This window comes from Sorangium sp. So ce296 (assembly GCF_051529605.1).
In the GTDB taxonomy this organism is placed as follows: domain Bacteria; phylum Myxococcota_A; class Polyangia; order Polyangiales; family Polyangiaceae; genus Sorangium; species Sorangium cellulosum_D.
In genome coordinates, this window is record NZ_CP150325.1 from 8665505 (window position 1) to 8680346 (window position 14842).

At 73.0% G+C, this 14842-nt stretch carries 10 protein-coding genes; 5 read left to right on the plus strand and 5 right to left on the minus strand.

The genetic code is table 11. The annotated features are described in order from the left end of the window. Positions 1-41: 41 nt before the first annotated feature. Positions 42-1187, plus strand: coding sequence for a hypothetical protein (locus tag WME98_RS31985; protein ID WP_437945486.1), 1146 nt, complete (start codon positions 42-44; stop codon positions 1185-1187). A gap of 65 nt (positions 1188-1252) precedes the next feature. On the opposite strand, the gene WME98_RS31990 is transcribed toward WME98_RS31985, so the two are convergent. Next, entirely contained in the window at positions 1253-2986 is a 1734-nt protein-coding gene (locus WME98_RS31990; RefSeq protein WP_437945487.1) for an ABC transporter permease, read from the minus strand. A 230-nt stretch (positions 2987-3216) separates the two neighbouring features. On the opposite strand from WME98_RS31990, the gene WME98_RS31995 reads away from it, so the two are divergent. The 4 genes from WME98_RS31995 (at position 3217) to WME98_RS32010 (ending at position 8766) form a co-directional block, all read left to right on the plus strand. After that, positions 3217-5127 carry a protein kinase domain-containing protein gene (locus WME98_RS31995; RefSeq protein ID WP_437945488.1) on the plus strand — a complete coding sequence of 637 codons (1911 nt, stop codon included), beginning with the start codon at positions 3217-3219 and terminating at the stop codon, positions 5125-5127. Between the two features lie 52 nt (positions 5128-5179). Further along, complete coding sequence (locus WME98_RS32000; protein ID WP_437945489.1) at positions 5180-6565, plus strand: CCA tRNA nucleotidyltransferase; 1386 nt, start codon at positions 5180-5182, stop codon at positions 6563-6565. Positions 6566-6944: 379 nt separating this feature from the next. Continuing rightward, on the plus strand, positions 6945-8270 hold the full coding sequence (locus WME98_RS32005) for a hypothetical protein (RefSeq protein WP_437945490.1): 1326 nt from the start codon (positions 6945-6947) through the stop codon (positions 8268-8270). 307 nt (positions 8271-8577) lie between these two features. Next, entirely contained in the window at positions 8578-8766 is a 189-nt protein-coding gene (locus tag WME98_RS32010) for a hypothetical protein (protein ID WP_236644493.1), read from the plus strand. Here the strand turns inward: WME98_RS32010 and WME98_RS32015 are convergent. The 4 genes from WME98_RS32015 to WME98_RS32030 all read right to left on the minus strand — a co-directional run bounded on the left by WME98_RS32015 (position 8754) and on the right by WME98_RS32030 (position 14299). Beyond that, positions 8754-10058 carry a guanine deaminase gene (locus WME98_RS32015; RefSeq protein WP_437945491.1) on the minus strand — a complete coding sequence of 435 codons (1305 nt, stop codon included), beginning with the start codon at positions 10056-10058 and terminating at the stop codon, positions 8754-8756. The two genes, WME98_RS32010 and WME98_RS32015, sit on opposite strands and share 13 nt — an antisense overlap. Continuing rightward, the gene (locus WME98_RS32020; protein ID WP_437945492.1) at positions 10055-10666 is read right to left on the minus strand and encodes an SH3 domain-containing protein; all 612 of its coding nucleotides are present in this window, start codon (positions 10664-10666) and stop codon (positions 10055-10057) included. The genes WME98_RS32015 and WME98_RS32020 overlap by 4 nt, the downstream gene beginning before the upstream one ends. Before the next feature lie 90 nt (positions 10667-10756). Next, complete coding sequence (locus WME98_RS32025) at positions 10757-11848, minus strand: formylglycine-generating enzyme family protein (RefSeq protein ID WP_437945493.1); 1092 nt, start codon at positions 11846-11848, stop codon at positions 10757-10759. Between the two features lie 15 nt (positions 11849-11863). Beyond that, a complete protein-coding gene (locus WME98_RS32030) occupies positions 11864-14299 on the minus strand; it encodes a sulfatase (RefSeq protein ID WP_437945494.1) in 2436 nt (811 codons plus the stop codon). Between the last annotated feature and the right edge of the window lie 543 nt (positions 14300-14842).

Genomic DNA, 14842 nt, shown 5'->3' on the forward strand with positions numbered 1-14842 from the left:
GCCTGCTCCGCGCGGCGGGAACACGGCAGGAGGCAGCTCGGGTGCGCACGCTTCGCTTGTTCGGGATCTTCTCGCTGGCCGCGCTGTGGGGCGCGCCCGGCTGCGGCGAGCCGTTCACGGCGGCCGAGGCGCCGGCCGCGTCGTCGTCGAGCTCGGGGGGCGGCGGAGGCGGCGGAGGCGGCGGCGACGGGGGCGGGGGCGGGGGCGCGACGTCGTCGTCCTCCTCGGCGGGAGGAGGCGGCGAGGGCGGGTGCGCGGCGTGCAAGGCCGGGGAGTTCTGCACGGCCAGCGACACGTGCGTGCGCTGCGCCGACCGCGTCGGCGCGCTGTCGTTCGTCGCGCCGACGGCGATCGAGGTCGACGGGGCGAAGCCCGCGTTCCCGCGCGTGCGCGAGGAGCCCGGCGAGGGCGAGGGCGCGGCGACGCAGCGGCTCGTCTACGTGGCCACGTTCGGGTCGAGCGACGCGCAGATCGCCACGGCGACGGGGCGGCCCTGGACGGCGGGCGAGGTGGTCGAGAGCGACGCGGTCAACTCGCCGCAGTCGGAGTCGGGCCCGCTCCTCCTGCCCGTCGACGCGCGCTCGCCGAGCACGGACTTCCCCGAGGGCTCGCTGCTCTTCGATCGCGTCCTCGCGGGGCCGGGCAGCCTGCCGCTGGTGTTCGTCGCGGACCGGCTCGAGGCGAGCCAGGCGGCGACGTTCGACGCGCTCAACCTGGACGGGGGGAGCCACTCGGTGGCGGTGGCCCACGGCGTCTGGCCCTACCGGTACTGGTTCATGAACAAGCACCAGGAGGGCGGGCAGATCACGAGCCGGCTCCTCACGATGCTCGCCGGCGACGCGGAGGCGCGGGAGCTCCACATCGTCCTGCCCGGCGACTGCCCGGCGCAGGGCGACGACCTCGCGCCGTGGGTGACGCCCGACGGGAGCTTGCTCTTCTTCCAGACGCTGTACAGCGCGCGGGGCGACTGCGCGCAGGCGTCGGTGCTGCGGAGCTTCTATGTGCGGCTCGGGGCCGACGGGCTGCCCGTGCCCGGGGAGAAGGCCAGGATGCTGCTGGCGAGCCTCAAGCCGGAGATCGCCGTCATGACGCCGTCGCTCTCGCCCGATGAGTGCACGCTCTACGTCGCGTCCGACCTGGACATGGTCGACCGGCGGCAGCGGCTCTACGCGGCCTCGCGGCGGTAAAGGGGGCTCGGCGCGGTGCCCGGCCCTCGGGGAGAGGGCCGGGGAGCGCGGTCAGGCGGGGGAGATCACTGCGCGCGGAAGCCCTCGGCGGGGCGCAGGCGCCCGGCGTACAGGCTCGGCGCGACGGTGGCCAGGAGGCAGATGAGGATGGCGACGTCGCCCGTGATGGCGAACGCCTGCGGGGTCGCGTGCACGGGGAGGCGGGAGATGAAGTAGACCTTCGGGTCGAGCGGGAAGCCGTAGACCAGGAGCCCCTTGCACACCGCCACGCCGAGCAGGAGCCCCAGCGTGGTGCCGGCGAGGCCGATGATCCCACCCTGGTAGAGGAAGATGCGGAGGATCTCGGAGTCCGTCGAGCCCATCGCCTTGAGGACCGCGATCTCCTTCTTCTTGTCGAGCACGACCATGATCAGCGTCGCGATCACCGTGAACGCGGCGACCACGATGATGAGCCCCAGCACGACGCTCATGAGCAGCTGCTGGACGACCAGCGCGGTGAAGAGCCCGTGGTTCAGCTCCTCCCAGTCCATCGTGTAGTAAAGCCCGTTGCTGAGGAGGTTCGTGATCTCGCGCGCGATGTTGCTGGCGTTGTCGATGTCATCGACCTTCATCTCGACGCCGGTCACCGTGTCGCCGTGATCGTAAAACGCCTGCGTCTCGTAGAGATCGGCGTACGCGAGCTTGGTGTCGTACTGCTCGAAGCCCGCCTCGAAGAGCGCGATGACCCGGAACTGCTTGGCGACCGGCGGCTTGATGGCGCCGTCCGAGAACGAGAAGCCGATGGTCGGCGAGGTGACGGTGACGCACTCGCCGATCTCGAGGGACAGGTTCTTCGCCAGCCCGGCGCCGATGACGATGCCCGGCAGCTTGGCGACCTTCTCCTTGTCCGCGCAGGGATCCGGATCGACCTCGGGCGGCAGCTCGTCGTCCTCGGGCAGCTTGCTGCCGTACCCGCCCTCCGGCTCGATCGACCCCTGGGGGGCCCCCTCGGCGATCGCGAGCTCGGCCTCCTCGGCGCCAGCACCCTCGGCGACGTCGAGCTCGGCCGGCGGGGGCGCAGGCTCGGCGCCGGCGTCCCGCGCGGCCGCCTTGCGCTCGTCCTCCAGGATGCGCTCCTCGTACGCCTTCAGCAGATCGAGCTCGCCCGCGTCGGGCTCGAGCGCGCCGCGGGCGCCCTTGTCCAGGAGAGGAACGTCGGGCAAGGACGGCGACGGCGGCGGCGCGCGCTCGGCGGGCTTCGCCCCGGGGCGCCGCAACCCGCTGAGATCGCCGCCCGGGAGGACGTACCGAGGCAGATCGAGCACGGGCGCGGCGGCGCCGTCGGCGCCCACACCGAGGCTCCTGGCCGGGTCAACCCCCTTCACGAGCACGTTGGTCGCGGTCGCGTCGCCGTGCGTCAGCATCATGGGGTTGATGCTGAAGGGCGCCGCGCCGATGACGCCCGGCACCTTGGCGACCTGATCCATGACCGATCTGTATTCCCGAAAATCCGTGGAATACTTGATCACCAGGACGTGAGCGTTGACCCCGAGGACCTTGTCGCGGAACTCCGTCCGGAAGCCGCCGGTCACGCTGATCACGGTCGCGAGCGCCGCGACACCGAGCGCGACCCCGAGGATCGCGAACGTGGTGCCGACCGAAACGAACGCCCGCTTCTTGGAGCCGAGGTACTGCAGCGCGACCCGGATGGTGTAGCGCTGCGTCGCGATATCGTAGATCAGCGCCGCGAGAACCAGAAGAACGACGACATTAAGGGCAATCCAGGCCGAGTAGAGCGCGACCTTGAGGGGGTAGCTCATCGCGCAGCCCTCCTAGCAGAACGCGGCGCGCGCGGCACGGTGCCCGCTGCGCCGCAGCGGGCAGAGCGGCGCTGTGCCCCGACGCGGCGGCCGCGCCCCGGCGTCATCGGTCGCGCCGGCTTTCGCGGGCGACGTCCGCAGGCCCTCGCTTCCCGGACCGAACACCTGCTAGGATCCGACCCTGCCGCTGATGCCGGCATGTGGCGTGCACCTCTGCCCGCGAGCCTTTCATGAGCGCCACCAAAAACGAGCACCACACCGCGCGCAGCAGAGTCTTCGAGGAAGAGGCAGGCGCGCTCGATGAGGCACCGGCGTCGCGCCCCACCGGCGCGGCTGGCGGCGCTCGCTCGTCCGGGGTCGGCACCGCGTTCGCGCCCGCCGTGGCGCCCGAGGGCGCGGGCGACGACGTGCCCGTGGACGTCGAGCTCCGGCCCTCGTCGAGGCCCTCCAGGTCGGGCTGGGTCGAGGGGCCGGACAGCGAGATCCCGCCGAGCTTCCGCGCGCCGCCGCCGCTGCGCCAGAAGACCCCGCGGCTCGGACGGCAGAGCGAGCCGGACGCGGACGAGATGAGCGGCAGGACGAGCGCGGCCCCGATCAGCGAGGCGGAGCCCTCCCTGGAGATCCCGCCGCCGGACGAGGTCGAGCCGCGCGAGCGGCGGCCGCCCGGCGCGAAGGATCCGTACATCGGGACGACCTTCGATCACCGGTACAAGATCGAGCGGCTGCTCGGCGAGGGCGGGATGGGGTTCGTGTACCTCGCCCGCCACAAGGTCATCGACAAGCGCGTCGCCGTGAAGGTGCTCCGCGCCGAGCTCGCGCGGGACCGCGAGATCTTCGAGCGCTTCGTGCAGGAGGCCCGCGCCGCGTCGAGCATCGGCAACCCGCACATCGTCGACATCTCCGACTTCGGCGACCTGCCGGACGGCTCCACGTATTTCGTCATGGAGTACCTGGAGGGCGTGAGCCTGGCGCAGCTCATCGACTCGCCGAACGAGCTGCCGATGGACCGCATCTGCCACATCGCGCTGCAGCTGTCCGCGGGCCTCGCCGCCGCGCACGACGCGGGCATCATCCACCGCGATCTCAAGCCGGACAACGTGTTCGTGGTGCCGCGCGGCAGCGATCCGAACTTCGTGAAGATCCTCGACTTCGGGATCGCGAAGGTGTCGACGAGCACGACGACCAAGCTGACGCGCGCCGGGGCGGTGTTCGGGACGCCGCACTACATGTCGCCCGAGCAGGCCGCCGGCGCGCCGATCGATCACCGGACCGACATCTACTCGCTCGGCGTGATGCTCTACGAGCTCGTGAGCCGGCAGCTGCCGTTCAACGCCGACAACTTCATGGGGATCCTGACGCAGCACATGTACAAGGCGCCGGTCCCCATCCGCGCGCTCGTCGGCGGCCCGGACTGCCCGCCGGGGCTCGAGGCGGTGATCCTGAAGTGCCTCTCCAAGAAGCCGGAGTCGCGCTACCAGTCGATGAGCGATCTCCACGACGACCTGGAGCGCGTGCGGAGCGGGGGCGTGCCCGGCGCGGTCGCGGAGATGATGGCGCGCTCGGGCGGCTTCAACGTGCCGCACGACTACTTCAAGACGTCGAAGGTGATCGTCCCGGCGACGCCGCCGTCGCCGCCGCGCTCGCCGTGGCCGCGCTACGTGTGGGTCGCCGGCGCGGCGGCCGCGGTGGGGATCGTGACCGCCATCTTCGTCATCGGCGCGAGCGGGTCCGCGCGGGACACCGCCCCGCAGGCGCAGAAGCCGCCGGTCGAGGCGCCGGCGGTCAGGCCGGCCCCCGCGCCGCCGCCCGCCGTCCAGAAGACGGTGGTCGCGCTGGCCGCCGTGCCGGAGACGGCGGTCGGCTACCGCAACGGCGTGGAGCTGAGGCTGCCCGCGAGCATCGACGTGGAGCAGGGGCAGACGGTCACGATCGACATCCGCGCCGAGGGGTACCACACCAGCACGGTCGTGCTCGATGGGACGGAGCAGAGCAAGCTCGTGAAGCTCGTCGAGGTCGACGAGAAGGGCGGCGCGAAGGTGAGGCCCGGCGGGGCGCCGCGCCCGCCGCCGCAGACGACGGCCAAGCCGCCCAAGGGCTCGGACGTCCGGGACCCCTGGGCGAACCAGCACCAGAAGAAGTGAGCGGCTGCGCGGCGCGGGCCCCGCTCTCCGGGCGCCGTGATAAGCCGCGGGGGTGACCCAGATAGCTCACCTCATCGACCTCGTCCCCGAGGACGTGCTCGGCATCTGTCGCCGCCTCCGCGAGCGCGGCAAGCGCGGCTGGATCGTCGGCGGCTGCGTGCGCGACCTGCTCCGGGGCGAGCCCGCCAAGGACTGGGACGTCGCGACCGACGCGCGGCCGGAGGAGGTCATGGCCGCGTTCCGGAAGGTGATCCCGACCGGGATCCAGCACGGGACCGTGACCGTGATGGTGCGCGGCGTGCCGTACGAGGTCACGACGCTGCGGGGCGACGGGACCTACAGCGACGGGCGGCGGCCGGACCGGGTCGAGTTCGTGGACGACATCACGGCCGATCTCGCGCGGCGGGACTTCACCATGAACGCCATCGCGCTCGATCCGGTCGACGGGCACCTCATCGATCCGTTCGGCGGGCAGCGGGATCTCGAGGCGAAGGTCATCCGCGCGGTGGGGGACCCGGGCGAGCGCTTCGCCGAGGACGGGCTGCGGGTGCTGCGCGCGGCGCGGTTCGCGGCGACCCTGGAGGGGGCGCTCGATCCCGAGACCGAGCGCGCCATGGGCACCGCGCGGTCGCACCAGACGTTCCGCTGCGTGAGCGCGGAGCGGGTGCGCGACGAGTGGCTCAAGGCGATGCGCGCGCGCCGCCCGAGCGTGGCGTTCGAGATCATGCGGCGCACGGAGCTGCTCGGGATCACCTGCCCGGAGATGATGGAGTCGGTCGGGTGCGAGCAGAACCGCTGGCACGCGTACGACGTGTGGGGGCACGCGATGGCCTGCCTCGACGCGTGCAAGCCGGAGCCGATCCTCCGCGTGGCGGCGCTGATGCACGACATCGGCAAGCCGAGGACGCGCGAGTTCTCGGACAAGACCCGCGACTACACGTTCTACGAGCACGAGCGGGTCGGCGCCGAGATGGCCGAGCCGATCCTGTCGCGGCTGCGCTTCTCCAACGACGAGCGGGCGCGGATCGTGGCGCTCATCCGTCACCACCTGATCTGCTACGACGACTCGTGGACCGACGCCGCGGTGCGGCGGTGGCTGCGGCGGGTGACGCCGGCGCTCGCGCCGGATCTCTACGAGATCGGCGTCGCCGACGCGCTCGGCAAGGGGCGCGAGGTGACCGAGGACATCGCGACGATCGGGCGGCTCCGGGCGCGGGTGGAGGCGATGCTCGCCGCGGGCGCGGCGCTGTCGGCCAAGGATCTCGCGGTGAACGGCAGCGTGCTGATGAGAGAGCTCGGCATCCCGCCGAGCAGGCTCGTGGGGGAGATCCTGGAGCGGCTCGTCGAGCTCGTGACGGAGGAGCCCGAGGCGAACACGCCCGAGCGGCTGCTCGCGGCGGCGCGGGAGCTCGTCGCCGCGAAGGCGGCAGGCGCGTAGGGTTGTAAGGGGGGAGCTGTCGACGAGGCTGCCCGGCCCTGCGCTGGCCTGCTCGGCGCGCTCCGCGTGTGCACGAGGGTGGTATCGGCGGGACGCGCGGACCCTCCTTGTCGCGCGTCGCGCCCGTCCACCCGCGCTCGGCCATCTCCTCGCTCCTTAGGGGAGCCTCTCCCAGATCGCGAGTCCATCGGTCGCAGACACGGTACATGAGCCGACAACGGTGGTCGGTTGTCTACCTGCCGTCAGCCTCGATTATTTCATGCCGATCGCATCCATCCGGACGTGTCTCGTGTAACATCCGTTGCTGCGCACTGTCGCGCCCCCCATTGGGAGGTCCATTTTGAAGCTCTCGACGAAGACGCTTGTTGGGCTGATTGGTTTGGGTTTGCTTGCGGCGGCGGCATCCATCGGTGGATGCTCCGGCGGGGGTGGTGAGGCGAGCTCCGGCAACAACGGCTCTGGCAGCGGCAGCGGCGGCGGGGGCGACGATACGACCGGGACCGGGAGCGGGATCGGGGACGGCGGCGGGTTCGATTTCGATGGAGGGACCGGGGACGCGTCGCTCAACGAGGACACCGCGTGTGTCGCGACGAAGCTGCAGGCCGATTACGAGCAGCGGCCGGCCGACATCATCTTCCTCATCGACAACTCCGAGAGCATGACGGACGAGATCAACAGCGTCCAGCGGAACATCAACCAGAACTTCGCCTCGATCATCGAGCGGAGCGGCATCGATTACCGCGTCATCATGATCTCGAAGCACGGCAGCTCGGATCTGGAGCAGTCGGTCTGCATCGAGGCGCCGCTCGGCAGCGGGAGCTGTTCGCCGGTCCCGACGACCCCGAACACCAACCCGCCGCACTTCTACCAGTACAGCCTGGAGGTCAGCAGCCTCAACTCGCTCTGCCTCGCCATCGACACCCTGAAGGGCGCGATCCCGCCCAAGGGCGAGACCACCTCGCCCGGGTGGTCGCAGTGGCTGCGGCCGGACTCGCTCAAGGTGTTCGTCGAGATCACCGACGACGGCGTCGACTGCTCGTCGATCTCGCTCGGCGCGGACCCCGCGAAGACCGACGAGGGCGACATCGCGCTCAAAGACGTCGACGACGATGACATGGAGACCCTGGCCGGAGGCACCAAGTCGGCGGAGACCTTCGACGCGGCCCTGATGGCGGTCGCGCCTGAATACTTCGGCACGCCGAGCGCGCGCAACTACATGTTCTTCAGCTTCGTGGGCATCGTGGAGAACACGCCGCCGACCGCGCCCTGGCCGCCGGAGGAGCCCGTCACCTGGGAGCAGTGCCGGCCCGGCTCGGTCGACCCCGGGACGACCTACCAGACGCTCAGCGTGATGACCGGAGGGCTGCGGTACCCGATCAACCAGGACGACACCTACGACGCCGTGTTCCAGGCGATCGCCGACAGCGTGATCTCGGGCGCGAAGCTGTCGTGCGAGATCGAGGTGCCCAAGGCGCCAGGCGGCCACTCGATCGATCTGGAGACGGTGCAGATCGAGTTCACGCCGAGCAACGGCGGGCAGAAGCAGACCTTCTCTCAGGTGAAGACCCCCGAGGAGTGCAAGCCGATGTCCTTCTACATCGACGAGGGGATCATCCGGCTGTGCCCGGACACGTGCGCCATGGCGGTCCAGGACAACACGGCGGGCATGAACCTGCTCTACGGCTGCTCGGTCAACCCCAACTGAAGCGAGGAGGCGCTCCCGAGCGCATCGCGCCGGGAGCGCCGGCCCGAGGCGCCGCCCGGCCGGCGAGCGTCGGCGCGTCAGCCAGGCGCGGGCAGTGCTCAAAATTGAACATGAAGGCGGGAAGGCGGGAAGAAAAGATCAATGATCTTCCTGCCTTCCCGCCTTCATGTGAACTCTCTCCGGGCAAATTTGAGCACTACCCAGGCGCGCGGACCGCGGGAGCCGGGCGCCGGGGCCTGCTACCCTGCGAACGCAGATGCGGGTCGATGTGGCGTGCCGTGCCGGCCACGGCGGAAGCGAGGAGCCCGTGGCGTTCACCCTGGGGGAGCGCCGCGTGCGGGTGACCGAGATCCTCGACCGGTGGCCAGGGGGCGATCACCTCTACTTCAAGGTGCGCGGGGACGACGGGGCACGGTACATCCTGCGGCGCGATTTCGAGATCCTCGTGTGGGAGCTCGAGGTCTACGAGGCATCCACGGACACCTACGGCGAATGATGGGGGTGCGCTCCGAGGCGGCGGACGTGGACGGGACGGCCGCGGACGAAGGCGCGGTGGACCGCGGCGGTCTCGGGGGCGAAGACGAGGTGATTCAGGAGCTCCGCCTCGCCGAGGAGATGCTCGGGGAAACGGACGGCGATGAAGTCGGCCTCCTTGCCGGCCTCGAGGCTGCCGATGACCCGGCCGAGCCCGAGGGCGTCGGCCGTGCCCTGCGTGGCCATGACGAAGAGCGCGGACGGGAGGAGGCGGTCGCCCAGACAGAGGGCATTGTCGAAGGCGCTCGACATGGTTCGGCGCATGTCGAAGCTGCGCCCGGCGCCGACGTCGCTGCCCAGCCCGACCGAGACCGCGCGGTCGCGCGCGTCGGCGAGGCGCATGCGGCCGCTGCCCAGGAAGAAGTTCGAGTCGGGGCAGTGGACGACCGACGAGCGGGCCTCGGCGAGGCGATCCCACTCGCGCGGCGTGAGGTGGATGCCGTGCGCGAGCAAGGCGCGCCCGGTGAGCAGGCCGACGCGGTCGTAGACGTCGATGTAATCGCGCGCCCACGGGTGCTCGCGCAGCGTGGCCTCGCCCTCGGCGGGCGTCTCGGCGACGTGCGTCTGCACGAGGAGGCCGTGGTCGTGAGCGAGGAGCGCGGCCGCCTCCATCAGCCCGCGCGAGCACGACAGCGCGAAGCGAGGGGTGATCGCGAACTCGAGCAGCCCGCCGCCCGCGCCGTGCCAGCGCTGCACGAGATCCCGGGCCATCGCGATCGCGTCGTCGCGAGGGACGCAGAGCGCCTCGGGGCAGTTCTGGTCCATGAGCGTGAGGCCAGCGATGCCGCGCAAGCCGGCGCTCGAGAGGGCGTCGAAGAGCTGGTCGGTCGCGCCGGCGCACGAGCTGGAGAAGACCACGCACGTCGTCGTGCCCGACGCGGCGAGGCGCGCCGTGAACTCGCCCGCGACGAGCGCGGCATAGCCGTCGTCGCGGAAGCGCGCCTCCTCGGGGAAGACCGACCGCTCCAGCCAGTCGAGCAGCGAGCCGCTGGCGCTGCCGATGATGCGCGTCTGCGGGAAATGGACGTGCGCGTCGATGAAGCCCGGCATCAACACCGATGGCCGCAAGTCCAGCACCGGGCCGCGGAAGGCGCCCGGGGCGAACGGCGCTGCCTCCACGATCCGGCCGTCGCTGCCGACCACGAGCAGCGCGTCGTCCAGGTAGCGGACCGGAGCGCCGTTCGTCGCCGCGGCGAGCGGGGTGAGCAGGCGACCGCGGTAGGCGCGCGGCGACTCCGGCGGCCGCGCGCTCATCGGATGGCGATCTCGCTCCGGCGCGCCCAGCCCATCACCATGTTGCCCCCGTCGTGCTTCATGACGAGCGCCCACGCGCCCGACTCGCGCATGACCATCACGAGCTCCCCCGCGGCGACGGCGCCGATCCGGGCGCCGTCGGCCCGCGGCTCCTCGAGCAGCGTGATGCTGCGTGAGGCGATGCCCGCCTGGAGGCGCCCGGGCGCGTCCGGATCGTCCTCCTCGCCTCCGGCAGGGCCGTCGTCGTGCGGCGACCGCGGCTCGTCGGCGCCAGGGTCGTCGTCGAAGGGGAAGCGGGCGCGGGCCTGCGCGCGGCCCGCCCCCGGGGAACGCCCCTCCAGGAGGTGCGCGAACCGGCCGGCGCTCTGCACCGGCGAGCGATCGTCGGCGATCGCGCGCAGCACGAGCGGCGCCGTCGGGAGCGCCGCGACGGCGGTGGCGGCGAAGAGCGCGAGCCCGGTCAGCCGATCGAGCCGGCGCGCGCGCGGCGGCGCGGGCGCGGCGCCCGGCGGCGGCTCCGCCCGGGCAGCGAGGTGCGTGCCGGCGTGCGCGGCGCGCACGTCGCGGGAGCCAGGAGAGGCACCCTGTCCGGCGGGGGAGTCGTCCATCAGCGCAGAGGATACGCGCTGCGGCCAGCGCGGTCGACTGCGCGGCGGCGCGCGGCGCCGCGGCCGCGGATCCGCCGGCCGGCGAGCGCGTCAGCGGAGCTCGCGCGGCAGCGGGGCGGCGGCAGGGTCGCTGGAGGCGGCGCGGTCCGCCGGCGCGGCGCCCGCTGCGCCCGGGTCCGCGCAGCAGCGGAAGCCCTGCTGGTAAAACATGTGGTTCTCGTCGTGCGAGCGGGTCGAGGGGCGGCAGCGCGTGCGGACCGGGCCCCAGTAGCCGCCCTTCAGGATGGAGGGGCGCTCGCCTTCGCGGACGGAACGGGTCCACTCATCGATGTTGCCGGTCATGTCGTAGACGCCGAAGGGGCTCCGGCAGCGGGGCTGGACGCCGGACGGCATGCCCTGCCAGAGCCGATCCATCTCGCCCATGGCGGCAGGGCCGCCCCGCGGGCGCAGCGCGGTCTCGATGTACGGGCGCCACGGCTGGTCGACGACGCACGCTTCCGGGTCGCGGACGTAACCGTACGGGTAGGGGCGCGCCTCCTCACCCTCGCAGGCGAAGGTCCACTCGGCCTCGTCGCAGAGGCGCTTGCCCTCCTCGGCGCAGAGCTCGCCCGCCTCGTAGAACGAGACGAGGATGACCGGATAGACGCCCTTCTGGTTGGGGTACTCGTAGCGATCGATGCAGAAATGCATCGGCTTCGTGTCGAGATCGCTCGACATCGCGAGCCACTTTTCGCGATCGAACTCCGCGCATCGCTCCGGGTAATCCCTGCTGATCCAGTGCTTGCAGGTCGTCCGCTGCATCTCGTCGATGGAGCGCAGGTCGCCCTGGGCCCTCGGCGTGGGGTCGAGCTTCATGGGGCCGGAGACCTCGACCATGCCCGTCGGACAGACGCCGCGGTTGCCCTCGATCTGGTCGGTGGCCTCGCGCGACTCGGCGGGGGACGACGCGATCTGCCAGTGGCGGTCGCGCACGAGGCGCCACTCGAACCGGAGCCGGCGCGGCAGCGCGCCCGTGATGGCGCCCGTGGCGAGCGTCGGCGGCACGGCCGGCGCGTCGGCGAGCCGCAGCACGAGCAGCGCGAGGCCGGCGACGCCCAGCGCGAAGCCGGCGGCGACGGCAGCGCGCAGCGCCCTCGCGCGGGGCGGCGCGGGCTTCCGCGGCGAGTGGGCGTACCTGTGCATGCTCCCTCGCGTAGATTACTGCGCGGGGGACTCGAAGGCAGACAACTTTTCGCGGAGCCGCGCCACGTCGCCCTCGCGTTCGTCGGACAGGTCGCGGGTCTCCCGGGGATCGCTCGCGAGATCGAACAGGAGCATCCGGTCGCGCTTCTTGCGCTTGAGGACGAGGAGCTTGAGGTGACCGTCGACGACCGCCGCGCGGCGGGCGGTGCGGGCGAACACCGGTCCGCGGGGCGCGCGGTCCGCGCCGGCGGCGATGGCGGCGAGGGAGCCGCCCTCGACGGCCGCGGCGTCCGCGCCGCCGAGATCGAGGACGGTGGGCGCGATGTCGATCGTGCTCACCGGGTGCGGGTAGCGGCCGGGCGCGGCGCCGGGGAGGGCGACGACGAGGGGGACGCGGATCGCCTCCTCGTAGAGCTCGACCCCGTGGCCGACGGAGGCGTGCTCGCCGAGGCCCTCGCCCTGCGCGCCGTGGACGATGATCGCGGTGCGGCCGGCGCGGGGGCCGCTGGCCACGGCGTCGAGCAGGGCGCCGAGCTGCCGGTCGACGTAGGCGATCTCGCCGTCGTAGGCGGCCGTCCTGCCGGCGCCGAAGCGGATGCCGGGGTGGCTGACGTAGCGCTCGTGGGCGTCGAAGAGGTGGAGCCAGAGGAAGACCGGCTGGGCGCGCTGGGCGTAGCCGTCGAGGAGCTCGATGGCCTTCTTGACGGCGAGGTGGCCGGTCGCCTCGCGCTCGGGGTGGGCCTCGCCGTAGACGGTCTCGAAGCGGTCGAACCCCTGGTCGAAGCCGCGCTCCTGGCTGATCCACGTGAACGAGCTGACCGCGGCGGTGAGGTAGCCGGCGCGCTTCATGCGTTCGGCGAGGGTGTCGTTCTCGGGCAGCAGCGTCGGCCACGCGCGGCGGTCGCGCGCCGCCCGGTTGAGGCGGCGGCCGGTGACGAGGGGCGCGATGGCCCGCTGCGTCTCGCTCGAGGCGGCATAGGCGCGCTCGAACAGCACGCCGCGCGCCGCGAGCTGGGCGAGCCGGGGGCTCGTGTCGCGGCCGTAGCCGTAGGCCGACGTGTGGTCGGCGCGCACCGTGTCGAGGGTGACGAGGAGGATGTCGGGGCGCCCCGGCGCGGACGTCGCGGCAGCGGCGGGGGCTGCGGCGGCGGTGGCGGGGGCCGCGGCGGTGGTGGCGGGGGCCGCGGCGGTGGCGGCCACCACGGCGTCGGCGGGGGTGGTGGTCCTGGTCAGGACGGCCGGGACGACCGCGCCGCGATCGTCGCGCGCCGCGGGCGCGGCGGCGGCGCGCGCCGGCGCGGCGGGAGCGGCCGAAGCGGCCGGCGGGGCGCTGGCAGGGGCAGGGAGGCCCGCGAGCGCCCGGGCAGGCCGGGAGGCGTCGCCCTGGGCCGCGGCGCCGCAACCCTGGTCGATGCCGTCGCCCGGGATGTCCGGCGCGCCGTGGTACCGGGTGGGGTCGCCCTCGTCGCAGTCGAGGCCGCCGAAGTGCGCGCCCATCCCGTCGCCGTCGCGGTCGGTCCACCGCTCGAGCGCGCCGAAGAGGGTGGCCGCGAGGCCGCCGCCGGCGCGGACGGCCTGGCCGAGCGCGGGGAACGACTCGACCCGGGCGGTCGCGGTCATGAGGACCAGGGCGGCGAGCGGGACGCCCGCGAGGCTGGCGACGCGGCCGACCGCGGCGCTGAGGTCGACGCTGGAGACGAGCGCGGTCGCCACGAGCGCGATGGCGCCGTCGACGATGGCGGCGCGCACGGCGGCGCCGGCGTCGCCGGCGGTGCTGCCCGCGAAGGCGGCGAGCGGCGCGAAGGCGGCGACGAGGGGCAGGGCGCCGATGGCGGCGCCGGCGACGGCGAGGATCCACGGCTTGACGCCGCGGGCGGCGAGGCGGTCGCCGAGCGCGACGAGGCGCTGGGTGAGGAGCGCCGCGGCGGCGACGCCGGCGAGGCCGAGGACGCCGAAGGTCGCGCCGGCGAGGCCGCGGTGGTGGGTCGTCGCCTTGAGGAGGGCGGCGAGCGCGGCGAGCACGGGCACAGCGACGCCGATCCAGAGCGCGACGCGGAGGACCGTGAGGCGCTCGCCGCCCGCGCCGACGATGCCGCGGAAGCCGCGGCCGGCGGCGCGCGAGAGGATGATCGCGAGCGTGACGAGCGGGAGCAGGACCGCGGTGCCGACGAGGAGCCCGTCGAGGAACGACGCGCCGGCGCGGGCGGTGCGCAGCGCGGTCGGGACCGCGGAGAGCGACGCGACGCCGAGGCCGAGGACGCAGGCCTCGCCGAGGCGGGTGGTCCAGGCGCTGCGGCGCGGCGGCGGGGGGGCGGACCGCGCCGGCGGGGGGACGGACCGCGCCGGCGGCGCGCTCGGGCGGGCGGGCGGACCGCTCGGGGATCGCGGCGGGACGCTGTCATGGGCGCCGGCGGCGCTCGGCGGCGGGGGACCTGGTTCGGCGGTGATCATGGGCACACTGGGGGAGGGCCGCGCGGGCGCCTCGCGAGGGCCTGTCGCGCCTGGCCGCGAGGTCGTGCGCCCTGCAGAACGGGGGCCTACCATCGGCGCACGGAACCGGAAAGTATCCTGCGGGAGCGGATGGGCTGGGGGCGGCGGGGAAGGGGGCGCTCGGGCGTTACGCTCAACCCGGGTGGGGAGCTCAACCTGGGTCGGGGAGCTCAACCTGGGTCGGGGAGCTCAACCCGGGTCGGGGAGCTCAACCCGGGTCGGGGAGCTCAACCTGGGTCGGGGAGCTCAACCCGGGTCGGGGAGCTCAACCTGGGTCGGGGAGCTCAACCTGGGTCGGGGAGCTCAACCCGGGTCGGGAGCTCAACCCGGGTCGGGGAGCTCAACCTGGGTCGGGGAGCTCAGCTTGGGTCGGGGAGCTCAACCTGGGTCGGGGAGCTCAACCCGGGTCGGGGAGCTCAACCCGGGTCGGGAGCTCAACCCGGGTCGGGAGCTCAACCCGGGTCGGGGAGCTCAACCTGGGTCGGGGAGCTCAACCTGGGTCGG